The following is a 25156-nucleotide window of genomic DNA, read 5'->3' as shown; positions in this document are numbered from 1 at the left end:
ACTATGATTTATGCGAATGATGGCTTCTTGTCATCTACAGCTCCGCTGATCACCTTGACGTATTTTTTGTCGACGCCTTCAACCGAAGGGCCTACAAATACACCGTTCTTGTTCTGCCGTCTTCCTGTGCGCTTCTTCGACTTCAGCGAGCTTGTCATAGGAATCGGACCTCTAACCACCCAGCTGCCGTTGGCGGATCCTTGGTTGCCTTCTGTCGATTTCTTTTTCTCTTTTCCGCTCATTGCGAATCCCCTCCAACTAGATACCTGATGGTGCGAAGCAACTCCCGATTCTGCTCCACAACCTCTGCGAGGTCTTCATCGTCAAGCATTTCATGTCCTGTAAAATGGACCGACAGCACATGATTCACACCTAAAGGATAGCAGAACACATACACCTGCGCAACTTCCTCCTCATGATAAAATGCCCATTTTCCACTATGATACACGTCCAGCACATAAATCGACTGATTGCTCGGCGAGCGTGCTTCGTCACCATCAAACGGGAAAAATCTCCCTCTTCCTACATTACCCCCGATATGCGCAATGCCTTCATCCCCTCTTCGTCCCCAGAATGCGGCCCCGGTTACCCGGTAATCGCCGCGGGCAGGAGGGAGCAGGGAATTGCGCACCGCTTCGCTGAGCGCATGAAACTTCTCCGTCTCATCCGTGACCTGTACGTTGCGGTTAAACTCCCAGAAGAAATGGAGCACGCTTTGCTTCCGCCGGAGCTCGGCTTCCTTCTGCTCAATGATGTCCACCGGATCGTGGTAAAATCCTTCCTCGGCAATGGCGTTCATAATATGTCCGCAGGCCACATCCACCGCTGATTTATAATCCCCGTCGCTCCGAAGCTCGTATTCCAGCAGCGTGATGCCCTGCAGATCGGATAGAAGATGGTATTCCTCCACTGTCGCATCGTGTATCAAGTCTTTTTCCGGCTCAACCTGGTCGGGAATCATGCAGTACACCCTTCTTCTGCCAAGCCTTCCCCAGAACAGCCCCATCTCAAACAAGGTGTTGTCGCGGGTGATAAACACATGCTTGCCCCGAATCAGCGCAATGTCATCCGGGGAAAATACGAACACGCCAAAATCACTGGACGCCAGCTGCTTCTCCAAAGCTTCCATCGTATACATGTTCGGCCCGAACGTTCCGCCGTACCACGGTGTCACCTGCGCGGCCCGCTTAATCTGTTCATGTATGGCCCTAGCATACTTAATGGCCTCTCTGGAAGAACCTATGAATAAATTCGGCTTTGGTATGGACATAGGCACCATATTCCCCTTTGTTATACAATTTCGTCTTATCGACCATTATAACAAAGTTTCCTATTTTTGGCTGTATTTCAGGAATCATTCCATCTGCCAGCAATTCACCACCAGCTGCTGTCTGATATAGTATATGCTAAGGTTGATTGACAGACCCCATAAATAACCATGCGCCTGTATCCCGATCTTCGATGGCGAAGAAAAACGGGCGATCGACATGCATGATAACCGGCTCGGACGGCGGCGCTGCGCTTGTCTGCATCTCGATACCCGTCACCGCCGCTGCTTCCGTGCCCGCCTCATGGACGTCAATGTACACCTTGTGTTGAACCCGGCCAATAAAAAAGTCAGCCCCGTTATCCGCCATCCGGCTGAAATCCGCCGCCTGGTCTTGAAAAGCTGCCCTCATGCCGAGCTGCTCCAGCGCAGCTGACAGCTCGGCTGAAGCCTCCAGCTTGAACTTGGGCAAGGCCAGATCCACCTTCTCCATGCCAAAGCCCTCCCTCCATTCCAGCTCGTTCTCCCACAGCGCGGTATGCATAATATCAAGCGAGGATTGTTCTGACGGCAGCAGAATGAGCATCTCCATTCGCCCGTCTCCGTACGGAAGCCGAACAGCCTGCCAATCCTCGCTTTCCTTGTAAGCAAAGCGCTCCTCCTGCTGCATCATCTGAACCTCAGACAGCTTGCCATCCGGCAGCTTGAACGAATCCTTGACCGTCAAGGACGGGTCAAATGCCTGCTTCCAATTGCCGTTGAAATAGACCGCATTGATCAGCATCGCAGCTGCATTCGGAGGCTCATCAAGGATCTCGCTGATCTTGCCACGGGTCTTCTCCTCGACCCAGCTGTTGATCTCCTCCACCGCTTGTGAACTCGTCAAGTCCGTTTTCCGAACCTCGGCTCCGTAGCTGTCACGGACCGCACTTATATACGGCTGCTGGAGCATCACTCCCTGATGATGCCATACCGAGTTGGCTACATTCAGCAGCACCCCGCCGCCCTGCTCAAGCAGAAGTTTGAGGTGCCGGTTGTTCTCATTAATCTCATCCAGATCCATGCCCGACCAGCCCAGCACCCCCGCCATCTCCTCCTGCGTCATCCCGGCGCTGCCGTTATACGCCAGCGCCAGCGCAGCCGTGATGCTGTAGGGAGACAGCATCACATTCGGCTCCGCCGATGACTCCACCAACTGCTGATGGATCGATAGCCCCAGCCGGTTTTGAGCCTCGATCATCTCCCTGTTCACAGCATACAGCAGGCGTTTCCGCTCATCTTCCGTAAGCTCCGGCACCTCCCTGGACGTATTGACTGAATCATGACGCTTGCTCTGCTCCTTGTCCAAATGCAGCTCCCCGCCATTCTCCCCTTGTCCAGGACCGCCACAGGCCGTCAATGCCAGCAGCACCGCCAGGCCAAGCATCGCCCATCCGCTTCTCCCCATATTCGAACCTCCTTCGTGTAGGTCACCTTATCAACCCGCTTCTTTCCTCGTTATTAGACGAAGTATTGCGCCAGGATGTTGCGGCATGCGGAGATGCAGCAGTTCTCCCCCAGCATGCCCTTTATCTTGAACGGCGAGAGGGAGGGCTTTCAGGGCTTTCAACTCGGTCTTGGATTGGGGACGTGCTGCCGAACCAGCACACAGGCTACAGGCTTATATAACAAAAGGCTTTGCCCCGTCCTTCGACGAGACAAAGCCTTTCATGCTACCGCTAGTCATTCAATTCATCTTAAATGCCGGCCAGCACCTGATACCAGATGCCCCGCTTGGAATACAGTGTTTCCCGCACATGATCCCAACCGCCGAGATATTCGATGTCAAACAGGCCCGGAGGCTCGGTGAACATCCCCTTCGTCCGTTCTGCTACGGACTCTTCCACCGGCCGGAATCCGTATTTCACAAAAATGTCCTGGGCCTCGGGAGAACGTAAATACGCAATAAACGCCTCGGCCACATCCGTCGTTCCGCGCTCGCTCGCATAGCGATCCACCACCACGGCCGGATTCTCAATCAGAATGGTATCATCCGGAATTACGATATCATAAGCGACGCCCTGGGCGATGCGTGCCAGCAGCTCATTCTCATACGTGACGATCACATCGCCGACGCCGTATTCGAAGGCGGCCATCGAGGCCCTGCCGCTCTTGTCGAGCGACTCCACATTGCGATGGACGGCTTCAAGGAACGCCTTGGCCGCTGCCGGATCCTTCACGCCGTTTTTCTCCTCCGAACGTTTCAGACCGGCGCCATAGATGGCATTAATATCCCACTGGGCGCCTCCGGATGTTTTCGGATTCGGATACAGCACCTTCACATCCGAACGGGTCAAATCCTCAAAATCCTGAATGCCTTTCGGATTGCCATCCCTCGTTCCAAGGACGACGATCGACCGGGTAATCATCCCGCCATAAGGCTGCTGATTCCAATCCTCCCGGACCAGCCCCGATCTGACCAGTTTATCCACATCCCCCTCCAGCGCAAGCAGCGATACATCTGCCTCAAATCCGCCGACGATGGCCCGCGCTTGTGTCCCGGAGGCTTCATAGGATTCCTGGAAGCTGATCGTCTCTCCGGTCTCTTCCTTCCATTGTTGCTGGAAATTCGGAATGATCTCAGCCATGGCATCCTTCACAACGCTGTATGCCCCGATGACAAGCGTTCGCTCTCCGGGCCTTGACACCACTTCGGCCGAAGAAGTTTCTTGATCGGCGCATCCCGTCAGCAGGATCGTGAAGAGCAGCGCCATGCCTGCCGACAGCAAGGCTACCCGCCTCCAAATTAAATTATGCATGAACACCCTCTCCCTCTTCCTCTCCCTCTTGCGCCTTCTCAGATCATGATCGGCATCGGGTCAACCTTCAAGCCATTCTCCTCGATCCAGCTGTTCTCATCATTGAACAGATAGGCCCGGTGCACCAGCACCCGAACCTCCTGCCCCGGATGCAGCGTTTCCTTCTCCAGCGAGCGGTAGGTGATCAGCTTGTTCCCTTTAACCTCCACTTCCACCAGCCATTCGCTGCCCCGGAAGTGCAGGTGGCGGACGATGCCCGTCTCCGTTGCCGACAACACCGGAAAGTCCGTCTCGCTGCCGATCTCGATATATTCAGGGCGGATCAGTGCGCGCACGTCATGCTTCGCGGCTGATTCAAATCCTTTCAGTTCGGAAGCCTTGTCAACCACGGTGGATTCGCCAATAAACGAAGCGACGAACGGCGTTCTCGGCTCCTTGTAGATGTCCCAAGGGGTTCCTTTCTGCTCCACCTGTCCTTGACTAATAATCATAATTTCATCCGCGACTTCAATCGCCTCATCCTGGTCATGCGTCACGAATATCGAGGTGATGCCAACCCGCTCGATCAGCTCTCTCAGCCAGGAGCGCAGCTCCTGCCGGATCTTCGCATCGATGGCTGCAAATGGCTCATCCAGCAGCAGCAGCTGAGGTTCAGGAGCGAGGGCCCGGGCAAAAGCGACCCGCTGTCGCTGTCCGCCGGACAGCTGATGCGGATAGCGGTGTTCAAAGCCGGAAAGTCCGGTCAGCTCCACCAGTTCCATTACCCGATCCTTGATTTTGGCCTTCGGCGCTTTCTTGACCTTGAGGCCGAAAGCAATATTATCAAACACCGTCATATGCTTGAACAGCGCATAGCTCTGAAATACAAAGCCGATGCCCCGCTCCTGCGGAGGAATGTCATTGACGACCTTGCCGTGAAACCGGATTTCACCGGAATCCGGTGTTTCCAGACCCGCCAGCATGCGGAGAATGGAAGTCTTGCCGCCGCCGCTCGGGCCTAGAAGGCCGATCAGGTGGCCTTTTTCAATCTCGAAGCTGACATTCTTCACGGCGTGAAAGGAACCAAAGTGTTTGTTAAGATCACGAACTTCCACATGCATATCAGTGCACTCCCTTTCTTTTTTTGGCCCATTCCATCACCAGCAGAAGGCCGACGGAGAAGGCTGCAAGTACCAGGGCGACCCCATTGGCCGCCGCGACATTAAAATTCTCGACATCCTGATACACAAGCGTCGTCGCTGTCTGCGTGTGGTTCATAATATTGCCGGATACGACCAGCACGGCCCCGAATTCGCCAAGCGAGCGGGCGACCGTCAGCACGATCCCGTATACGACCGCCCAGCGGATGGACGGCCAGGTCACCTTCGCAAATGTTGTCCAGCCGTAAGCCCCCAGCGTTGCCGCCGCCTGCTCCTGATCCTCGCCGATCTCCTGCAGCACCGGCATCACCTCACGAACCATCAGCGGAAACGTAACAAACAACGTAGCGATGACCATGCCCGGAAATGCATAGACAACCTTGAAGCCGATGCCTTCAAAGAAACCGCCGATAATGCTGTCCGGCCCCAAGAGCAGCACGATCATCAGGCCTCCGATGACGGGCGATACCGCGTACGGAAGATCCACGATGCTGTTAAGGACGCCCTTGAGCTTGCGGCTGAGCCAGGTTGCTCTGACCAGATATAAAGCCATCATGATGCCAAACAGCCCGTTAAGAAACGTAACAACGATAACAATCAGGCCCGTCATCATCAGCGCGTGCAGCGCCTCGGGACGAAGCAGCGCTGTCGCAAAACCGTCCAGCCCATGTTCGAACGCACCGACCGCTATACGGGATAGCGGAATGATCAACAAGATCGTGAACACCGCATACGTCAGGCCAATCCACAGTCTCCTCATGCCCGTCTCCCCCTCTGCTGCACCAGATTGATCACCCACAGAATCGCAAAGGAGAGCGTCAGGAGCATAACGGATACCGCTGCGGCTCCGACAGGGTTGTCACTTTCCACCTCGCCGAAAATAAAAACAGACGCAATGAGCGTTCGTCCGGGAATATTGCCCGCGACGAGCACCACCGCTCCGAATTCGGCCAGCGCCCTGGAGAAGGCGAGCATGCCGCCGCTGATGATGCCCGGAAGCATCGACGGCAGAACGACCTTGAAGAAGGTTCTTCTTCGGGATGCCCCCATCGTGTAGGCGGCCTCTTCCTCCAAGGGGTCAAGCTCTTCCAGCAGCGGCTGGACTGCCCGAATGACAAACGGAAACGTAACAAAGATCATCGCAATGACGATGGCCGGCTGATGAAACACAATCTGGAAGCCGAGACGCTCCGCAGCTTCGCCGATCCAGCTTCCCGGACCGAGCAGAAGCAAAATCATCAGGCCTCCAACCGCCGTCGGAAGCGCAAAGGGCAAATCTACCAAACTGTTTAACAACGTCCTACCCGGAAATTTGTATCTGATCAGCACCCAGGCGATCATCGTTCCGATGAGCACGTTGATGAACGTGGAGATCAGGCCCAGCTTCACTGTGAGCAGAACCGCCTTCCATGCGATAGGATCAGCGACGCTTTCGATCAGCGCTTCCCATCCGGCCGACAGCGACTGTACGTATACCCCGAATATAGGAAGCACGATCAATGCAAGAAAATACAGCAAAACTGTGCTTCGAAATCCCCATGTCCAGCCCTTATGACGAATCAGAGATGTCATTTAAAGTCCCTCCTGCCTCCGGATCGATATTCCGGTCGACTGCTTTACCCATGATCATTCACATTTCCTATTTGGATACTTGGTTTTTCTTAAACCTACTTTATCAAAAGGGTATTCCGATCGTCAATCCATCTTTTTGCAGATGTAGGGTAAAATATAGAAAACAAAAAAAGATATGGAGGTTATATCCTATGCTGTATACCGGGCATCTGTCTACACAAAAGCGTGATGAAATGAAGGATATTACGAGGGAAATCGCCTCCTTCGTCGAGGATAGCGGCGTGGCTGAGGGGACGGTGCTGATCTACTGTCCACATACGACGGCAGGCATTGCGATCAATGAAAACGCCGATCCGGATGTAAAAAGCGATGTGCTGATGAGACTGGACGAAGTATACCCTTGGGAGCATCCCAAGTACCGTCATATGGAGGGCAACACCGCTTCCCATCTGAAGTCGATGACGTGCGGCCCTTCGCAAACCGTCATTATCCATAACGGCAAGCTTCTTCTCGGACGCTGGCAAGGCATTTACTTCTGCGAATTCGACGGGCCGAGACAGCGCGAATACATGGTTAAAATTATGCGGGGCTAGCTGGACAAGCCCTTGTTCCGTGTTATCATTCATAACCAATGCCAAAAAGCCAGGCGCATGCTAGGGGGCATGCGCCTGGCTTTTATACAGGTTTGGGTGTTTCGTATTTCAACGCTAGAGCGTTGCAATCCGTTGAAGTATGCGGGTGCAACAAATCAGGTGCGACGAGGGATCAGACCTTGCTGTACAGGCTGCGGCACAGCACCTTGATGTGGGCGAGAGCGGCGGGTTTTATCTCATCAAACCCTATTCGGTCTTGAATATAGTAGGATATGAATCCATGCAGCGACAAAAACAACGTCCGCGGAACGGTTCTCCGCTCTTCTTCACTATATTGATCATCAAGCAAATATTGACGGACCAGAATGGCAAACATATCAAAACATCGTCCCTGCTCAGCGCGGCAGTAAGCCAGCAGCTCTTCGTCCCGGATCATGAACATAATCTCGTACTGGTACGGATTGTCCAGGCCGAAACGAATGAATTCCAGCATCAGCTGCTCCAGCTTCGACATCCCTTCGCAGAGAGGCCTCGCCGACACTTCCAACAGCAGATCATTCAGATCGTTGAAGTCCTTCATAACGATGGCGTAGAATAGCTCCGCCTTTTCTTTAAAATGATAGTACAACGACCCGTGGCTATAACCAAGGTGCTGCCCGATGCTTCGCATCGAAATCGCCCTGTAACCCTTGGTTATGAACAAATGCCTGGCCGCTTCCAATATTCGCTCCCTCGACAATTCTCGCTCAACTGCTCTTCTTGCCATATTATTTTATTCCCCTTCAATAAAATAAAGCCGCTCTCCCTCCGTGATCGAGGACTGCCCCTGTGTTAAATCCACCATCCAGGCCTTGAAGTTCTCCGCCTCGCCGTCAAGCGGCAAGCAGGTGAGTGTTACCTTGTCAGCAAATACAGTCTCACCCATCCGAATGCCCCGGCCCCGCAGCGCGTTCTCTACCTTGCCCAGCCACGTATAATCCAGCTCTACAAAAATCTCGCGGTGAAGCACCCTTGTGATCGGTTCGCCGGCCTCGATCGCTGCCACGGCGCCGTCGGTGTATGCCCGAATCAGGCCGCCAGCCCCCAGCATAATGCCTCCAAAATAGCGTGTAACCACGATGGCGACATTCTTCAGCTCCTGGTTGCGGATCACCTCGAGAATCGGCTTGCCCGCCGTTCCGCTCGGTTCCCCGTCATCCGATTGCTTCTGGATCTCGTCCCGTTCCCCGATCATGTAAGCGGAACAGTTATGGGTTGCGTTCCAGTGCTTCTTCTTGATGTCTTCAATAAATGCCACAGCGTCCTCTTCGGTCTCCACCGGCATGATATGCCCGATGAAGCGCGATTTTCGAATGACAATCTCTTTCACGCCCGCTGCGCGCACCGTCTTATAACGTTCCAGCATGAACCGATAACCACCCCTTTACGACCGAGTCCCCCGCAATGTGCGCCTGCCCTCCATAGCGAGGACAGGCCGACTGACGGGTGTGCTCAAAAACCATTCATTTGCAAGAAAGCAGTCCCCGGGCACCTGTTATGCCGGCGAACTGCTTCCTTCAGCGTTATGCTTCTGTTGATGATGTGTTCGGGTTTACTCGGAAAGTCTTGCTTCTAGCTCAGCTTTTTCCTTCTCGTACCCTGGTTTGCCGAGCAGGGCAAACATATTTTTCTTGTAAGCCTCTACGCCCGGTTGGTCAAACGGGTTCACACCCAACAAGTAGCCGCTGATACCGCATGCCTTTTCGAAAAAGTATACCAGATATCCGAAAGAATAGGGAGTGAAATCTGGAATTGTCACAATCAAATTCGGCACTTGTCCATCCGTGTGCGCCAGCATCGTGCCTTGAAATGCCTTCTTATTCACGAAATCCAGCGTTTTCCCTTCCAAAAAGTTCAAGCCGTCGAGATCATCCGGATCGGCTTCAATCGCAATCTGCTCCGTCACCTGATCCACTTGAATGACCGTCTCAAAAATGTTCCGGCTGCCTTCCTGGATGAATTGGCCCATGGAGTGCAGGTCGGTGGAGAAATCGACCGAAGCCGGGTAGATGCCCTTGAAATCCTTACCTTCGCTCTCACCGTACAGCTGCTTCCACCACTCCGATACAAAGTGCAGGGAAGGCTCATAGTTGACCAGAATTTCAATCGCCTTGCCTTTGCGGTACAGCGCGTTGCGAACCGCTGCATATTGGTAAGCTTCGTTCTCGGCCACGTTCGGGTTGCTGTATTCCTTGGCTGCATCCGCCGCGCCCTGCATCATCTCGTCGATGTTAATGCCTGCCGTAGCGATCGGGAGCAGGCCGACAGCCGTAAGCACGGAATAGCGCCCGCCTACGTCGTCTGGAATAATGAAGGACTCGTAGCCTTCCTCCGTCGCCAGCTTCTTGAGCGCGCCCTTCTCGCGGTCTGTCGTGGCATAGATCCGCTTGCGCGCCTCTTCCTTGCCGTATTTCTTCTCCAGCGCGGCACGGAAAATCCGGAAGGCGATTGCCGGTTCGGTTGTCGTGCCCGATTTGGAAATGACATTGATGGAGAAATCCTTGCCTTCAATCAGATCAAGCAGATGGCTGACATATGTAGAACTGATGTTGTTTCCGGCAAAATAAATTTCCGGTGTCTTGCGCTTCTCCTTCGACAGCTCGTTATAGAAGGAATGCGACAGCATCTCAATCGCCGCGCGCGCCCCGAGATAGGAGCCGCCGATCCCGATCACAATCAGCACATCGGAGTCGCTCTGGATTTTGGCAGCCGCCTTCTGGATGCGGGCGAACTCTTCCTTGTCATATTCGGTCGGCAGGTTAATCCATCCGAGGTAATCGGAGCCTGCGCCTGTTCCTTGATGAAGCTGCTCGTGCGCCGTCTGAATCGGCTGGGCAAAATAATCAATCTCATGCTGGTGAACAAAGGAAAGCGCCTTGCTATAATCAAATTTTACTTTCTTGGACATTCGTTCCATCCTCCTATTATTTATTTCTACATTTCGCTTTAATTCGATATCTGCTAACTAGGATACTTGAATTCGCTCCCCCTTCGCAAGTAACACTCACGGGCGCCCCTCATATGGAGACTGGGCTCTCTTCATCACATCTCGTAACCCCGGATTACCATCTCTTCCGGTAGGATAACTTAGTTTTATTGTGGTTCTGCTTGAAATGACGTGCTAATATAGAAGAGATTTGGAATCCACAAACGAAGGTGATATCGATGAAAAAAATCGGCTTTATCGGACTTGGTACAATGGGTGCGCCTATGGCCTCCAATCTGCTCAGAGAAGGGTATGACGTCACGGTCTATAACCGGACTTCCGAGAAGTGCCTGCCGCTGGCCGAGCAGGGAGCGAAGACCGCTCCTACGCCGCGTGAAGCAGCGCTTGGACAGGACATTGTAATTACGATGGTGAGCAATGACGATTCGATTCGCGAAGTATTTTACGGCGAAGAAGGCGTGATCGCCTCCTTAAAGAGCGGCATGACGGTCATCGACTGCAGCACCATCTCGCCAAGCCTGGTTAAAGAAATCGCCTCGGCGGTCACTGGGCTCGGCGCTTCCTTCCTGGATGCCCCGGTTACGGGCAGCAAGCCGGCAGCGATTGATGGAACGCTCGTGTTCATGGTTGGCGGCGATCCCCAGGTTATCGAGGCTCACTCTGACGTCTTCGACACCCTTGGCAAAAAAGTTATCCCGATGGGCGAGAACGGCAGCGGCGCTGTAGCGAAGCTGGCGCATAACACCATTGTCGGCATCAACAATCTGGCGCTTGCCGAGGGCTTCTCCATCGCTGCCAAATCCGGCATACCGGCCGACCGCTTTCTGGAGCTGGTGCAGCTCGGATCCGCAGGCAGCAAGGCGGCTGACCTGAAAGGCCGCAAAATCATCGATGGCGACTTCAGCAACCAGTTCTCCCTGGCGCTGATGCTGAAGGATCTGAAGCTCGCCTCCTCCCTCACCGACGGGATGGGCATGCCTTCCCCGATGCTGAGCCTGGCGAAAAGCCTGTTCCAGGCTGGTGCCAGTGAGGGCTACGGAGACGAGGATCTGTCCGCTGTAGTGAAATGCTACGAGGCCTGGATCGGCCAAACCATCGGGCAGAAGCCATAATGTAATACACAGCTCCTTGCTCGTCCACCAGCGCTCATCCAATATGTTCATCCAGACCCTTAAGACCACATTCCACACCGCCTCCAAATTATAAGAGCGGGGAGGAGTGTGGTTTTGTTTTCTTAAAGGATCTCATTTCCATTTTTGTTATTAAGGACTGCAACTATTGTCCATGTACAGACGTCTTATGATGGTAAAGGAGGAATGAATTACTATGCATCGAAATCTTCTCAAGACAATGGCCAGTACAGCCGCGCTAACAACGCTCTTCCTGTTGCCTGTATCCGGAGGTCCTGCAGTATCCGCTGCCCCGGCAGCCGCAGCACCAACAGCTATTATTAACAGTGTTCCCGCCGCCGGAGAGGTACTGATCCGGAATGGAACAACGTATGTGACGCTCACCGATCTGAAGCCGATGGGCAACTACAAGATTAGCTACGACAATAAGAAGAAGCAGGCGGTTGTCCAAGGCGATGGCAGAACGATCGAACTGACCGTCGGAAGCACCGCCATAACCGTGGACGGGCAGACGTTAGACGAATCTGCCGCTCCGCTGATCCATAAAGGTAAAGTGATGGTTCCGCTCCGCGCTGTAGCAGAAGCATTCGGGTCCCATATCGTTTGGAACAACGCTCAGAAAACAGCTTTTATCATTAAAGCGGACCCGCTCGTGATCGCAGATCTTCTGAGCTCCGATCTGTCCACCGCAAGGAATGCTGCAGTCCATCTGCCGTATGCTTCACAATTGAAGCTGCCGGAACTGGAGCTGACCCCGATGGAGATGCAGGGCGTTGACTTTTATTTTCCCCAAGGAGCATCCGACCGTTTCTTCATCGTCGACAATGATATTGCCAGTTACTTTGAAATCCGGGGCGGAGTCAAGCTGCTTAAGTGGCAGGGCCAGCTCGATTATGCTGCCGAAGCTCCCAAGAATCGCAACCCGTTCTTCCTGCCTGCTGTTAAAGCCGAGATCGGCGAATTGCCGGATGTGAAGAACTGGACCGCAGCCAAGTTCCAATTCCGTTATCCGGTTGGCGAGACCTACTACACGCTGCTGGACCGTACCAAGGAATGGGCCCAAGGCTCCGTGGAACTGGATACAAGCTCACCGGACTACAAAGGTGTAATCGTCGATATCCCGGAGGAATAACCTCATTATAGCGATAAATTTCAAGCCCTGCGTTGATATCAGACATTGACATCAACAGCGGGGATTAAGTAAGGGCCTGCTGACTTCCTGCCGTCTGGCGTAGAGCGTCACGCGGGGTGAGCAGGAATGGAGGCCCTCGATGGGTTAAATAGCAGCTTGTATAGAAAGACCCCAATTCCCCTTCGCGCCGGGAACTGGGGTCTTCATCTCTTCATCTTGCTCCCTCTGCCATGCAGTTGATCTGAGAACAGGCGGATACCCTTTACGCCTTGGGATAAGAGCAGCAATAATCTGTAACTGTACGGATTTCCAGCTTAAAGCTTGAATCGCCAGGCACGTGGAATGTCGCGCTGCCCTGAATCTGTCTCCACTCCTGCTCCCCAGGCAGCAGAACGGACAGATCGCCGGACAGGATCTCCATAATTTCCGGACCGTCGGTGCCAAACTCATAGCTTCCCGGCAGCATAATGCCAAGCGTTACCTCCTGCCCGTCCTCCAGCAGCACCGTGCGGCTGGTTACGTTTCCCTCATAATAAATATTCGCGGCCTTTACAATTGTGGCATTGTTGAACTGTGACATGAACAAACCCTCTCCTTATTCAAGTTGTTGTATACATGAACAATGGCATGGCAAAGCCTTCGCCCACCGGTCTGTTAGCTGAGATAAGCAGCCACATGGGCCATCTGCGAACGGCAGTTTATCTTCCGCCTGTTGCGCTGATGCGGCTCCTAAGCGGCTGTTCGTTCGAACAGGGGCCTGACATCGGGGCGAAACCCCTTCCGAATATATGGACGGCACCCGCTTAAGGCGGGTGCCGAAGCATTCCATATGAAGCTGTGATGGCTATAGCGCCATCTACAATTTACAGCATTACAGCAGCGCTTTTACACGGCTGACCACATTCTCAACCGTAAATCCGTACTCGGCGATGACACGATCGCCAGGTGCGGAAGCACCGAAGGTGCTGATGCCAAGAATTTCGCCCTTCTCGCCAACGTAACGCTCCCAGCCGAATGGATGTGCCATTTCAACCGCAAGACGTGCTTTTACATCAGGCAGCAAGACGGAATCCTTGTATGCTTGATCCTGTTGATCGAACAGATCCCAGCTTGGCATGCTGATGACGCGAACCTGGATGCCTTCTTCGGCAAGCTTCGCCTGCGCTTTAACCGCAAGCTGAACCTCGGAGCCTGTCGCAATAATTTGCGCCTGGGCTTTGCCGGATGCTGCATCAGATACAACGTAGGCACCGCGTTTGATGCCTTCGCGTGCGTTCTCGGCCGTTCCGGCGAGAATTGGCAGGTTCTGACGAGTCAGAACAAGCGCCACCGGACGATCCTTGTTCTCCATCGCATACGCCCAAGCTGCGGAAGTCTCATTGGCATCGGCAGGACGAATGACCGTCAGCTGCGGGATGATGCGCAGTGAAGCAAGCTGCTCGATCGGCTCATGGGTAGGGCCGTCTTCACCAACAGCGATGCTGTCATGCGTGAGCACATACGTAACCGGAAGCTTCATCAGTGCAGCCAGACGGATCGCCGGACGCAGATAATCCGTAAAGACGAAGAATGTACCTCCGAAAATTTTCAGGCCGCCATGGAGGGCAATCCCGTTCATTGCGCCAGCCATCGCGAATTCGCGCACGCCGTAGTAGATGTTGCGCCCTTCATAGCTATCCGCCGTAAAGTTCGCAAGACCGTTCAGATGGGTCATGGTGGAGCTTTCCAGGTCTGCGGAGCCGCCCAGCAATTGAGGCACTCCTGCCGTCAGCCCATTCAGCGCCTTACCGGAAGCAACACGTGTGGACATTGCACTGTCCTCCGGGCTGTATTTCGGAAGATCCTTGTCCCAGCCCTCAGCCAGGTCACCGGATTCGCCGCGCTCGAATTGCGCTGCCAGCTCCGGATACGCTTCTTTATATTTCTTGAATTGATCTACCCATGCCTGGTAAGCAGCGATACCGCGATCCTTCACTTTGCCGAAATGCTCGCGCACTTCCTCAGGCACATAGAAATCCTCTTCGTATACCCATTTGTAGAATTCCTTGGTCAGCTTCGCTTCCTCTGCTCCCAGCGGGGAACCGTGAGTACCGCCGTGACCGCCCTTGCCCTGCTTGTTCGGGCTGCCGTATCCGATGACCGTCTTCACTTCGATCAATGTCGGACGGGACGCGTCGGCTTGCGCTTCCTGGATGGCCTTCTCGATAGCCGGAAGATCATTGCCGTCCTCAACGCGCAGAACTTGCCAGCCGTAAGCTTCAAAGCGCTTCGCGACATTCTCCGAGAACGCCAGATTAAGCTCGCCGTCCAGGGAAATATCGTTGGAATCGTACAGCATGATCAGTTTGCCAAGCTTCAGATGTCCAGCCAGGGAAGCTGCCTCGGCGGATACGCCCTCCATCAGGTCGCCGTCGCCGCAGATCGCATACGTGTAGTGGTCGATGACTTTGAAATCATCTTTATTATATGTTGCTGCCAGATGCGCTTCGGCCATAGCCATACCAACCGCCATCGCAACCCCTTGTCCAAGCGGGCCGGTGGTAGCGTCAACGCCAGCTGTGTGCCCGAACTCCGGGTGGCCCGGCGTTTTGCTGCCCCATTGACGGAACTGCTTCAGATCCTCCAGCGACAGATCGTATCCGCTCAGGTGAAGCAGGCTGTACAGCAGCATGGAGCCGTGACCTGCAGACAGCACAAAGCGGTCGCGGTTAATCCATGCTGGCTCGTCCGGGTTATGGACCATCGTTTTGGCAAACAATTGATAGCCCATTGGTGCGGAACCCATCGGCATGCCCGGATGACCGGATTTTGCCTTCTCGATTGCGTCGATCGCCAGCGTCCGAACCGTCGCAATGGACAGGTTGTCGATGGTTTGGTTGTTTTCGGTTGTCATGATTCGTCCTCCTCAAATCTTTTGCTTTTCGGACATTGCAAACCTCGATCCGAGCCGCTTCCGGGACACAATTACAGACGAACATAACCGATTCTATCCATAGATTGCTCATGGTAAGCCACTCATCCGATCCTTGCAAAATCCTGCCTTGAATAAAAGCTGCGAAAAATGAAGACTTCTCCTCCCCATCGCCGGCTGTTCATCACAACTTAGGAAATGGGAATGTTGAAAATATCATTTTGATATTCTTATTGTAACATCTGTGCCGGTTCATTTCCACATCCGAATTATGAATTGTTTCGCAAGGGCAGGCCCTTCCATGCATTATTTCCCTTATTAAACGGGTTATAACCGGCTGAACCGGAGTTCAGCCGCAGCGATGGGCAGATGCCTCTCCCGGCAACCGCCAGGCGGCGGTCTGATAACGAAAAAACGGCCGTTCAGGAGGTCATTCCTGAGCGACCGTTGCATGATTTAGATTCAAGCGGCTGCTTCCGGCGGATGGAATAAGGCGCGTCGCCTGCATCCTTCCCGCTTGCGAAGCCGCGCTGGAGCTAACGCCCCCGGAACGCGGATGTATCTTGGCTGCCATAGCCGCTAGGCCATGGCGAGCCGGACATCATCAGGGGCGCAGCCGGGGGCCGAACCCGTCCCGCCCTGCACTTAGCGGCGGCATCTTACCGAGAGCCGCGCTTCTTCGCCTTGAGGAGGCGGTCCATTGAGGACGCGCGCTCCTCTGTCGCTGGCCCTGGGGCACCGGGCCGGCGCTCTTCGCCCCCGCCGCCGGAGGCGGGAGGGGGCGGCGGTGGCGGCGCGCTCGCATCGCGCGCGCCATCCCGGCCGGCCGGCTTCGCCCGGGCCGGCTCCCGCAGCGGGGCATCCGCCCGCCGCTGCGGCGCTGCCTCCGGCGCTGCCTCCGGCGGGGCCTTGCGGCCCCCCGCCGGTGCAGCCCCGGGTGCCGGGGGCGCGGTGCGCTCCCCGGCATTCCCGGCGCCCGCGCCGCGCTCACGCGGCCCCGCGGGCGGGGAGGACGGCGGCGGCTGGGCGGAGTCCCTGCCTGCGCCGCCGCCGTAGAAGCTCGCGGCGCGGGCTTTGCGCGCCGCGAGCCGCTCGAGGCCGGGGCGCTGCCCGGCCTCCGCGGCCTGGGCCGGCCGCCTGCGCAGCAGGGCGGCCGCACCGGCGGCGATGGCGCCCCATGGCAGGGCCAGGCGCCGCACCGCGATGTCGGCGACCCACAGCAGCAGGGCCGCCGCCAGCAGCGCATAGCTCCAGTCATGGAGCTGCGTCCGCGTGGACGCCTCCCGGTCGAACACCGCTGCCGGTTCATCCCAGGACAGGACGCGTCCCCCCGTCAATTCAGCCAACCGGGTCAGCGCCTCTTCGCCCCCGCCGGAGGAAATTTTGTACTCCGGCGAATACGGAACGACAAACCCTGTCCCCGGCGCAGCCTGAACCGCTTCTTCGTCGCTGTGATCCTGGAGCGACATCAGAAACGCGCCCGGCTTGGAGACGCGAACCTGTCCGGTATACCGTCCGGGCGCTTCCTGAATCAGCTCCACGACCTGCTCGCCCGCCTCGTCGTCGCCGATAATCGCACTCAGCTTCTCGGGCGGCTGATCGCCTGTCGTGTTCACCTGCAGCGTTACCTCATTGCCCGCTACCGCCGTCGTGATCTCATAAGGCGATGACACGAATTGCGGGAACGTCCATTTCACGATCTCCGTCAGCGTATCCGCGAAGCCGGACCAGTTCACCCACTCGCTCGACCATTTCCCGCTCAAGTCACTCGTCCAGGCTACCGTCCGGCCGGAGCCGTACTGCCATCTTGCCAGCACCGGATCCGGCTCGGGACTAACCAGCACATTTTGCGCCGACGGCTTCGGCGTCGTTGCAATATAGCCAAGCAGTCCCGGAACGCCGCGCTCAAACAAGCCCATCCAGTCTCCGGCCTGCTGCACAGCAGGCACGAACGGCCGGTCTACAATGTAGGACTGCGCCATCATCACCGTCTCTTGGCTGAATACCGCCGGCAGCGTCGTCTCATCTTCCACGAAGTAATAACGTCCGTTCGCCGCTTCCGCCAAAAACTGCAGCAGATTCAAATCCGCATCCATTCCGACCGCGACGGTGGACATCGTAATATTCTCCTCAACCATCGTGTCCGCCAGCCCCTGATAATTGGAATTGAAGGCAGACTGGCCATCCGTCATCAGAATAATATGCTTACGCTGCGTATTCAGCTTGAGCATTTCATCCAGCGCCGACGCTACAGCCGGGTATATATCCGTTCCCCCGCCGCTCGGGATCGACTGAATGCTGCTGATGACCTCTTCCTTGTTATCCAGCGTTTGCGGCATCACAACCCACCAGGGCTGATCGTCAAACGCCACCACGCCGACCGTATCCTTGGATCTTAGCAGCTCCACCGTCCGCATAGCCGATTCCTTAGCCAGCTCGATCTTGTTGCCGTCCATGCTGCCGGAGCGGTCGATGACGAGTATAAGCCCCAGAGATGGCACTTCCCGCTTCCCTTCAAGCTCCATCGATACCGGCAGCGCTTTTTCGATCGGGGTTTTGAAATACCCCCCCATCCCGTAGCTGTTCTCTCCGCCGACCATCATAAAGCCGACACCGAAGCTGCGCACCGCCTGCTCAATCATGTCCATCGCAGGACCGCTTACCTTCGTGGCAGACACATTGTTGAAAATAATGCTGTCATACGCTGCATACTTCGCCGCCTCAAGCGACAGCATCTCCGGTGGAATCACTTCCGTACCGATCAGCGCCGACTCAAGCGCTGCTGTAATGTTGGAGGAGGTGTCCGGCTTGCCTTCGACAATCAGCACCTTCGGCGAACCCTCGACACGGGTAAAATCATACGCCGCATTATTCGCCGACGATTCGTCGCCGCTCATGAACACCTCTGCGCGATAGCGATGCAGCCCCGGCGTTTTCGCCAGGCCCTGGACCGCAAAGCGGTTCTCGCCCGGCGACACCTCTACCGTCTGACGGGCAATCTCCCGGTTGTCCTCATAAATTCGCAGCTCGCCTGAGGTTTTGAAGGTGCTTTGCACCAGCACTTCAGCGTAAAAGGCCTCAGCCTGATACAGCCGGTCCGGTACGCGCAGCTCCTCTACCGCAACATCGCGGATTTGCTGCCCGGGAGCCGGAAGCACATCGACGGCGATGCCGCGATCCTTCAGCAGCCTGCCCGCAGCAGCCATGCTGCCGACATTCTCCTCCCCGTCGGAGATCAGCACGATCCGTGAATCCGAGCTGCCTTCGAACAGGCTGCCTGCCAGCTGAAGCCCGGATTCGAGTCCGGTGAACCTCGATTCCAGCCGGGCATTCATCCCGGCTCCCGGTCGCTCATGATCAGTCAGAAGACGCTCCACAGCGCCTTCAAGACCGACCGATACAATCGCCGTCTGATCCCGCTCTCCTTTGGTCTGTACCGCCTCGCTGATCCAGGTGCTGATCCGATCGGCATCGCCCATGCTGTCCGAGCGGTCCGCCAGAAACACGACCTGCTTGTCACGGAGCACGGTGTAACCGTGCAGACCGGATAACATCAGAATCAGCAGCAGAATGACCAGGGCGCGCAGCGTCAGGGTCAGCTTTTTGCGAAAACCGTTTAGCCTGAAATCAGACCGGAATGCATAATACAGAAACAACGCTGCCGGAATCAGCAGCAGCAAGAACCACGGCTGACTAAACTGAACGCCCACGCTGGTACACCCCCCATTCTGCAGCGATAACGGCCAGCGCAAGTGCCGCAAGCCAAGGCATTAACGAAGCTGCCCTCGCTGCCGCCGATGACGCGTTCTGTTCTGACCGATCTGTCCCTTCTCCGGCTTGCTGTGGACCGCTGCCTGCCGTGGTCTGAACAATATTCGGCTCCCGGCGCTCGCTCCAGTCCCCTTCGAACGGATCCGGCGCAACCGACAGCCAGTAGCTGATCTTCTCCCCGGCCCGATTCTCCTGTTCAAAAGCGTACAGTCCCGGTATGTCCGGCACCGTCTGCACCGGTGAAACTCCTTGCGCTGTCTCGGCCGCTTCCGTATAGGCAGGAGCTTCGGCAAGCGCGAGTCCGCCCTTGGCAGCCCACCCGGCCTTCACCGTATCCGCCGCAATCGGAATATCCGCCTGGGCACCTGCGATGTAGCGTCCAAGCCCGGTGCCTTTGCCTGCTGTCATCCATTCAAGCGCATTGCTGACCAGCACCGGAAATTCCGGCGACAATGGCAGATCGCTGTCCTGGAGCAGAAAATGAAAAGCCAGACGCGGACGGCCGCCTTCCTTCCCGGCATGGATCAGCGGAGTATCTCCGATCCTCGCAATCGCTTCTCCCCAGACCGGCGCCTGCCCCTGATCTGTCACCGCGCCGAAGTACACATCGTTCAGCGTAATGTAAGACATGACCGGATGTGTGCTGATGGCCGCTCGGCCGCCAGGCTGCTCGCTGCGGGCGCCTTCGCCGCCGATCGTCCACAGCGGGACGGAGGCTGTGAGCTTGGCCCACTCGCCCTGCTTGAAGCTGTCCGGCACGCTGCCGTCCATCACGATGACGTCAAAGGCTCCATCCGGAACCGGAGGCGGACTAGCCTCGCTGGACTGACGGTTATCAGCCGTTCCCGTTTCCTCTGTGCCCTCCGCATCCGCGCCCGCTTCGTCCGCGATGCCTGTCGCAATCCGGGTCACCTCGGCTCCGCTGAGCTGCAGCGCCTTCTCCAGAAACAGATTGCCGGATGTCAGCAGCAGCACGCGCGAAGTTCCATGCCCGCGGCTGAACGCATACGCTTCATTGTCAGCGGCATAGCCGTCATCCCCTGCCAGCTCAATCCGGTAGATCTCCGCCAGCGGCAGATCCGGGAAGGAAACCGTCGCCCGCGCATCCGGTGTCAGTTCCACCACCTTGCTCGCCAGGAGCTGCTCATCCCCATACAGGCTGACTTCCATGGCTGCCGCCGCCTGCGCAGTCAGGCTGATGACCGCAACGGCATCATGCCGAAGCCCCGCTTCATCCTTTGGCGATACGCCAAACTGATCAATCGATGCATTCAGCAGCATATCCCCTGCAATCGACTCCACCGAGACCGGCACCTGATAAGCGACCTCAACCTCATCCCGTTTCCAGTAACCATCTGTAAAAATAACTACTTCGGCATCTGACTCCTCCCGGGTCAGCGCTGAAGCCAGTGACAGCGTCTCTCTGTAGGAGGCTGGCCCGTAATAAGGCCGCAGCTGCTCCAAAGCGCTTTGCAGCGAAGCGCTATCACCTTCCCGCGACAGCAATGTGATCGGGCTCGCCCCTGCAGCCAGCAGGGTAATGTCGCTGCCCTGCCCGTGATCGCGGACATATTCCCGGATTCGCTCCTTCATAAGATCAAGCCGGGAAGTCCGCTCCTGCGCGCCGCCTTCCGAATTATCCGTCGGTCCGGCCTCCGCGCTCATGCTGCCCGAGGTATCCGCAATGATCACGATATGTGCGCTTCCGCCCCCGGACACCTGCAAGAATGGCTGCATCAGTGCGAAGACGAGCAGCGCTGCAACCAGCAGCTGCAACCACAGCAGAAGCCGGTTCTGCAGCTTCTGCCACGGCCGGTTCGCCTCCAGATTTCGGAGAACCCGATCCCATAACAAGTGGCTGGGGACTGCCATGTCGACATACTTTCGCTTAAACATATACATGAGCACAATGGCCGGCAGCGTTAAACCGAACCAGAGACTAACCCACGACTGAATCCCCAAACATGCCCCCTCCTTCCATACCCGGCACAGCGCTTGTCGCTATTCGGCTTATAAGTCATTGCCCTAGCAGATCCAGACGCCGCGCTTTCTGCTATATCTCCCTGATTCTACCTATTGTAGATTTGTCTCGTTTCTTGAATCAGACCCGCAGTGCCTGCCACCTTATCCGCTCACCAGTCCCGATCCGGCCAGTACGCCAAACATCGCGTCGGACAGCGGCAAGTCTGCCGGAATGAGCACATAGGACATGCCCCGCTCGGCACATACGGCGGAGAGCATGTGGCGGTAACGCTCCAGCTCCCTCTCGTACGCCTCCAGCACCTTGCCCGTCAGCGCCACTTCCTTGCCGGTCAGCGTCTCGCTGTCCACCAGCCTCAGATCGCCCGAAAGCTTCGGCTCAAGCTCTGCCCGCGACAAAATATGGACGAGCACCACCTCCTGCCCCGTTCCGGACAGCAGGGACAGCGCCTTGTACAGCTCCTCTTCCCCGCCTTCCAGCCAGAAGTCCGAGAATATCCAGGTCATACCCGGCTGCCTTGGCAGCGAGCCCGGCACTGCCAGCGCCGCCGCTAGGCTTCCTTCTCCCCCGGTCTGTGCCGATTGCAGAAAGGAGAAAAGTCGATGTGCCGATCCTTTCCCCCGCATAACCGGCAAGCGGGCATTGAGCGTCCGGCTGTAACAGGCGATTTGCAGACGGTCATATGAGGATAGCGCCATATAGCCGATGCTGGCCGCAAGCTGCCGGGCGAGCATCCATTTGGCGCCTCCCTCCGGCAGGGCTGAGCCCGATGTCCCCCCAAGCTCCGGAGAAGCTACAATATCTGTTCCCATGGAAGCCGAGCAGTCCACATAAATGTTGACCGTCAGCTCCTGCTCATCCATGAACTGACGGACGAACCCTTTCCCTGTACGGGAATATATGCCCCAGTCAAACCTGCGGACATCATCGCCGGGAGTGTACAGCCGGTAGTCGGCAAACTCCAGCGAGGAACCGAGGCGCTTGGAGCGCCGCTTCCCTTGATGGGTGCCTGCCACCCTCCTTTTGGCACTCAGGCTGAATCGTTCAAGCCGCGGCAGCCACTCGGGTGGAAGCAAATGTCCGGCCCCGCTCACGCCGATCCCTCCAGCGCCTGCAGAACCTCCTGTATGATGCTGTCTGTCGTAATGCCAAGCGCCTGTCCTTCAAAATTCAGGAACAGACGATGACGCAGCGCAGGCAGCGCCACGGCCCGGATATCACCTGTCGATACATGCATCCGGCCGCTGCACAGCGCCCGCACCTTGCTGACCGAGATGATGGACTGCACGCCGCGCGGCCCGGAGCCGAACTGGACGTACTTCCGAACCGCCTCCGGAGCCGAAGCCTCTTCGGGATGCGTGGACATAAGCAGCCGCACTGCATAGTCCAAAATATCTTCAGCGACCAGCACTTCCTTCGCGCCTTGCTGAATTTCCAGAAGGGTGTCTGCCGTCATCTGTCTCGTCACCTGGAATTCATGCGATGACGTCGTGCGCCGTACAATCTCCTTCAGCTCGTCACCGCTAGGGTACGAAACGTCGATCTTGAGCAGGAACCGGTCAAGCTGCGCTTCCGGAAGCGGATAGGTACCTTCATTCTCAAGCGGGTTCTGTGTTGCCAGGACGAAGAACGGCCTTGGCAGCCGATGCGTCTCTCCGCCTACGGTAACGGTCTTCTCCTGCATCGCTTCCAGCAAGGCGCTCTGCGTTTTGGGGGTCGCCCGGTTGATTTCATCCGCCAGCACGATGCTGCTGAACAGCGGCCCTTTCTGAAACGTCATGCCGGTGCTGCCCTGCTGCCCGAACGACAATATATTCGTGCCTGTAATATCGCTCGGCATCAAATCGGGGGTGAACTGGATGCGCGAGAACGACAGATCCAGCGCCTCCGACACCGTGCGGACCAGCATCGTTTTCCCAAGGCCGGGAATGCCCTCCAGCAATGCGTGCCCTCCGGCGAATATGCACCAGAGCATCTGCTCGACAACCTCCTGCTGACCGACGATGACCTTTCCGATATGCTCCCTGAGACTGTCGATACTCTCTTTCCATTCCTGTGGTTTCACTGCGATATCCGACATGGATTGTCCTCCGTCTTCTTGAATTAATAAGTGCTGTTTATGGCTATATACGCACGGATGCCTTCCGTACGCACGAAGCTAAGGATTCGGATTAATCTCGATGAAATACGCCTCGACCAGTCCCTGCATCTGCTCAGGCAGCTGGCTGCGATTTAGCGACTTCCGCGCTTGCATTTCATAATCACGATACACCTCTTCATAAGGTCTGGCAGTTCCTGGCACGGTCGGGGACACGCCGCCCTTCTGGACTTCGCCGCCTTGGCCGTCCAGCGGACCAGTATCGACTTCGACATTGCCGCTGCCCTCCAATGCTCGCGGCGTGGTGACCAGCTCGCGGCCGCCCGACCCAAGTCCGGCTCCGCTGCCGCCTGTCCCATTGCCCACACCAGTCCCACTTCCGCCACTGCCTGCCCCAGCTCCGCTTCCTCCGCTGCCGCCACTGCTGCCAGAGCCTCCAGAACCTTGACTTCCGGAGCCTTCACTGCCAGATGGTTGCCCCGAGCCACCTTCCCCCGATTCTCCTGATTCACCGCTGCTGCCAGCAGCCTGTGCCAGCGCCTGGGCGCTGCCGCCAGAGCTCCAGCTGTTCGATACTGACATCCCCGAGGCCAGCATCTGCTCCGCCAGCCCAAGACCTTGGGCAGCCAGAGCGGACGCCAGTGCAGAGGCGCCTTGCGACTCGCTATCCGCGGACGCCTTGGCAAGGGCAGCCTCCTCCAGTTCGGCGAACATCTGCCTTAGCGCCTCTTCCAATTCCTCTGGCAAAGCGCTTTCCTGTAAAGCCTGGGCGGTCTTCTTCAGCTCCTCGGCCAGCTTCTCGATGTCCGGTACTTCTTTCGCAGCTTCAGCGAGCTGTTCCAGCATCTCTGCCAGCTCATCCTTCTCCTGCTGGGTCATCTGCTTGACCTCTTCCATCATCTTGCTCATTTCCTGCTGCATCTCATCGGCCTTGCCTTGTTCCAGACTCTGTCCTGTCTGAGCCAATGCCTGCTCCTGCTGCATCTGCCGGGCCAGCTCTGCAAGCTGACGCGAACGCTCTTCCTGCTGCTTCGCCAGCTTCTCCATTTCCTTCATCGCTTCTTCCAGCTTTTCCAGCGCCTGCTCGGGAAATTGCTCGGCTGCAAGCTGCTGCTTCAGTTCATCCAGCTTTTCAAGCAGCTTCTGCTTGGTGGCAGGATCCAGTGTCTCCTGCTGGATCTGCTCTTCAAGCTCTTCCGTTTTCTGTACCTGCTCCTGTACCCAGGCCTTCTGCTCCCGCGCCGCCTCGATCTTATCATCCATCGGGTTCGGGATCAGCGTCAGCGCCACAACCGAGACGAGGCCGGCCATGCTGATCAGCAGCTGTTTGCGAACATTCGGTGCGGGCAGCCTGTGCTTCATCTCGGCCGTGAAACTTGCCCCGTATGCCTCCGCCTGCGCCCGCTGATAGCGAGCCGCTACCGTGTCTTCCTCCTTGAAGGAGAGGGCGGTCACCATCATGTCACTTCGCTCGGCTTCGCCCGAAGCGCGGTCCATCGCCTGGGCCGCCGCTTCTGCCGGTATGCGCCGCAGCCAGCCATACAGAAGCCCAATCAGGATTGCCGCCAGCGGAACCATCATCACCGCCGTCTTCAGCCAAGGGATCGGAACGATTCTCCCGATCACCAGCAGCAGAAGCGCCGCTCCCATTCCGGCCATAAGGCCGTACAAACCGCCAGCAAGCACGCGAAAGGCCTGAAGCCTTCGCCTGGCAGACTCAATGAAGCGAATGATGTTGTCCACGACGATCCCCTCCTTTAGTTAAATGAACGTGCACC

20 protein-coding genes are annotated in these 25156 nt (G+C 56.6%); 3 read left to right on the top strand and 17 right to left on the bottom strand.

Annotated elements, in window-relative coordinates; genetic code table 11:
• Positions 1-8 precede the first annotated feature (8 nt).
• From CHH75_RS19540 to cysT, 7 genes are all read right to left on the bottom strand, one after another.
• On the bottom strand, positions 9-242 hold the full coding sequence (locus tag CHH75_RS19540; protein ID WP_095264872.1) for a hypothetical protein: 234 nt from the start codon (positions 240-242) through the stop codon (positions 9-11).
• Positions 239-1270 carry a TIR domain-containing protein gene (locus CHH75_RS19535; RefSeq protein ID WP_095264871.1) on the bottom strand — a complete coding sequence of 344 codons (1032 nt, stop codon included), beginning with the start codon at positions 1268-1270 and terminating at the stop codon, positions 239-241. The genes CHH75_RS19540 and CHH75_RS19535 overlap by 4 nt, the downstream gene beginning before the upstream one ends.
• Before the next feature lie 136 nt (positions 1271-1406).
• On the bottom strand, positions 1407-2714 hold the full coding sequence (locus tag CHH75_RS19530) for a serpin family protein (protein ID WP_095398971.1): 1308 nt from the start codon (positions 2712-2714) through the stop codon (positions 1407-1409).
• Positions 2715-3003: 289 nt separating this feature from the next.
• Positions 3004-4065 carry a sulfate ABC transporter substrate-binding protein gene (locus CHH75_RS19525; protein ID WP_095264870.1) on the bottom strand — a complete coding sequence of 354 codons (1062 nt, stop codon included), beginning with the start codon at positions 4063-4065 and terminating at the stop codon, positions 3004-3006.
• A 38-nt stretch (positions 4066-4103) separates the two neighbouring features.
• A complete protein-coding gene (locus CHH75_RS19520; protein WP_095398970.1) occupies positions 4104-5165 on the bottom strand; it encodes a sulfate/molybdate ABC transporter ATP-binding protein in 1062 nt (353 codons plus the stop codon).
• A 1-nt stretch (position 5166) separates the two neighbouring features.
• On the bottom strand, positions 5167-5964 hold the full coding sequence (locus CHH75_RS19515; protein ID WP_095264868.1) for a sulfate ABC transporter permease subunit: 798 nt from the start codon (positions 5962-5964) through the stop codon (positions 5167-5169).
• Positions 5961-6776: a sulfate ABC transporter permease subunit CysT gene (cysT, locus tag CHH75_RS19510; RefSeq protein ID WP_095264867.1), complete on the bottom strand. Its 816-nt coding sequence runs from the start codon at positions 6774-6776 to the stop codon at positions 5961-5963. The genes CHH75_RS19515 and cysT overlap by 4 nt, the downstream gene beginning before the upstream one ends.
• Before the next feature lie 191 nt (positions 6777-6967).
• Between cysT and CHH75_RS19505 the strand changes: the two genes are divergently transcribed.
• The gene (locus CHH75_RS19505) at positions 6968-7369 is read left to right on the top strand and encodes a secondary thiamine-phosphate synthase enzyme YjbQ (RefSeq protein WP_095264866.1); all 402 of its coding nucleotides are present in this window, start codon (positions 6968-6970) and stop codon (positions 7367-7369) included.
• A gap of 172 nt (positions 7370-7541) precedes the next feature.
• On the opposite strand, the gene CHH75_RS19500 is transcribed toward CHH75_RS19505, so the two are convergent.
• The 3 genes from CHH75_RS19500 to CHH75_RS19490 form a co-directional block, all read right to left on the bottom strand.
• A complete protein-coding gene (locus CHH75_RS19500) occupies positions 7542-8135 on the bottom strand; it encodes a TetR/AcrR family transcriptional regulator (protein ID WP_095264865.1) in 594 nt (197 codons plus the stop codon).
• Between the two features lie 6 nt (positions 8136-8141).
• Positions 8142-8774, bottom strand: a complete 633-nt coding sequence (locus CHH75_RS19495) for a YigZ family protein (RefSeq protein ID WP_095398969.1) — start codon at positions 8772-8774, stop codon at positions 8142-8144.
• A 186-nt stretch (positions 8775-8960) separates the two neighbouring features.
• The gene (locus CHH75_RS19490; RefSeq protein WP_095264863.1) at positions 8961-10316 is read right to left on the bottom strand and encodes a glucose-6-phosphate isomerase; all 1356 of its coding nucleotides are present in this window, start codon (positions 10314-10316) and stop codon (positions 8961-8963) included.
• A 257-nt stretch (positions 10317-10573) separates the two neighbouring features.
• Between CHH75_RS19490 and CHH75_RS19485 the strand changes: the two genes are divergently transcribed.
• Both CHH75_RS19485 and CHH75_RS19480 read left to right on the top strand, forming a co-directional pair.
• A complete protein-coding gene (locus CHH75_RS19485) occupies positions 10574-11467 on the top strand; it encodes an NAD(P)-dependent oxidoreductase (RefSeq protein WP_095398968.1) in 894 nt (297 codons plus the stop codon).
• 238 nt (positions 11468-11705) lie between these two features.
• A complete protein-coding gene (locus CHH75_RS19480; RefSeq protein WP_095399001.1) occupies positions 11706-12617 on the top strand; it encodes a copper amine oxidase N-terminal domain-containing protein in 912 nt (303 codons plus the stop codon).
• A 262-nt stretch (positions 12618-12879) separates the two neighbouring features.
• Here CHH75_RS19480 and ppnP read toward each other — a convergent pair whose 3' ends face one another.
• The 7 genes from ppnP to CHH75_RS19445 form a co-directional block, all read right to left on the bottom strand.
• Positions 12880-13197 (bottom strand): pyrimidine/purine nucleoside phosphorylase, encoded by a 318-nt coding sequence (ppnP, locus tag CHH75_RS19475; protein ID WP_095398967.1) that lies wholly within the window; start codon positions 13195-13197, stop codon positions 12880-12882.
• 291 nt (positions 13198-13488) lie between these two features.
• A complete protein-coding gene (gene tkt / locus CHH75_RS19470; RefSeq protein WP_095398966.1) occupies positions 13489-15510 on the bottom strand; it encodes a transketolase in 2022 nt (673 codons plus the stop codon).
• 677 nt (positions 15511-16187) lie between these two features.
• The gene (locus tag CHH75_RS19465) at positions 16188-19238 is read right to left on the bottom strand and encodes a VWA domain-containing protein (protein WP_095398965.1); all 3051 of its coding nucleotides are present in this window, start codon (positions 19236-19238) and stop codon (positions 16188-16190) included.
• A complete protein-coding gene (locus tag CHH75_RS19460; RefSeq protein WP_095398964.1) occupies positions 19222-21261 on the bottom strand; it encodes a vWA domain-containing protein in 2040 nt (679 codons plus the stop codon). The genes CHH75_RS19465 and CHH75_RS19460 overlap by 17 nt, the downstream gene beginning before the upstream one ends.
• Before the next feature lie 162 nt (positions 21262-21423).
• Positions 21424-22374 carry a DUF58 domain-containing protein gene (locus CHH75_RS19455; protein WP_095398963.1) on the bottom strand — a complete coding sequence of 317 codons (951 nt, stop codon included), beginning with the start codon at positions 22372-22374 and terminating at the stop codon, positions 21424-21426.
• On the bottom strand, positions 22371-23360 hold the full coding sequence (locus CHH75_RS19450; RefSeq protein WP_095264856.1) for an AAA family ATPase: 990 nt from the start codon (positions 23358-23360) through the stop codon (positions 22371-22373). Before CHH75_RS19450 ends, CHH75_RS19455 begins: the two co-directional genes overlap by 4 nt.
• A gap of 78 nt (positions 23361-23438) precedes the next feature.
• The gene (locus tag CHH75_RS19445; RefSeq protein WP_095398962.1) at positions 23439-25121 is read right to left on the bottom strand and encodes a phage tail tape measure protein; all 1683 of its coding nucleotides are present in this window, start codon (positions 25119-25121) and stop codon (positions 23439-23441) included.
• Positions 25122-25156 lie beyond the last annotated feature (35 nt).

The organism is Paenibacillus sp. 7541, from assembly GCF_002276395.1.
GTDB lineage: Bacteria > Bacillota > Bacilli > Paenibacillales > Paenibacillaceae > Paenibacillus_AQ > Paenibacillus_AQ campinasensis.
Note: the sequence above shows the minus strand (reverse complement) of the source record. Positions and strands in the feature narration are given on the sequence as shown.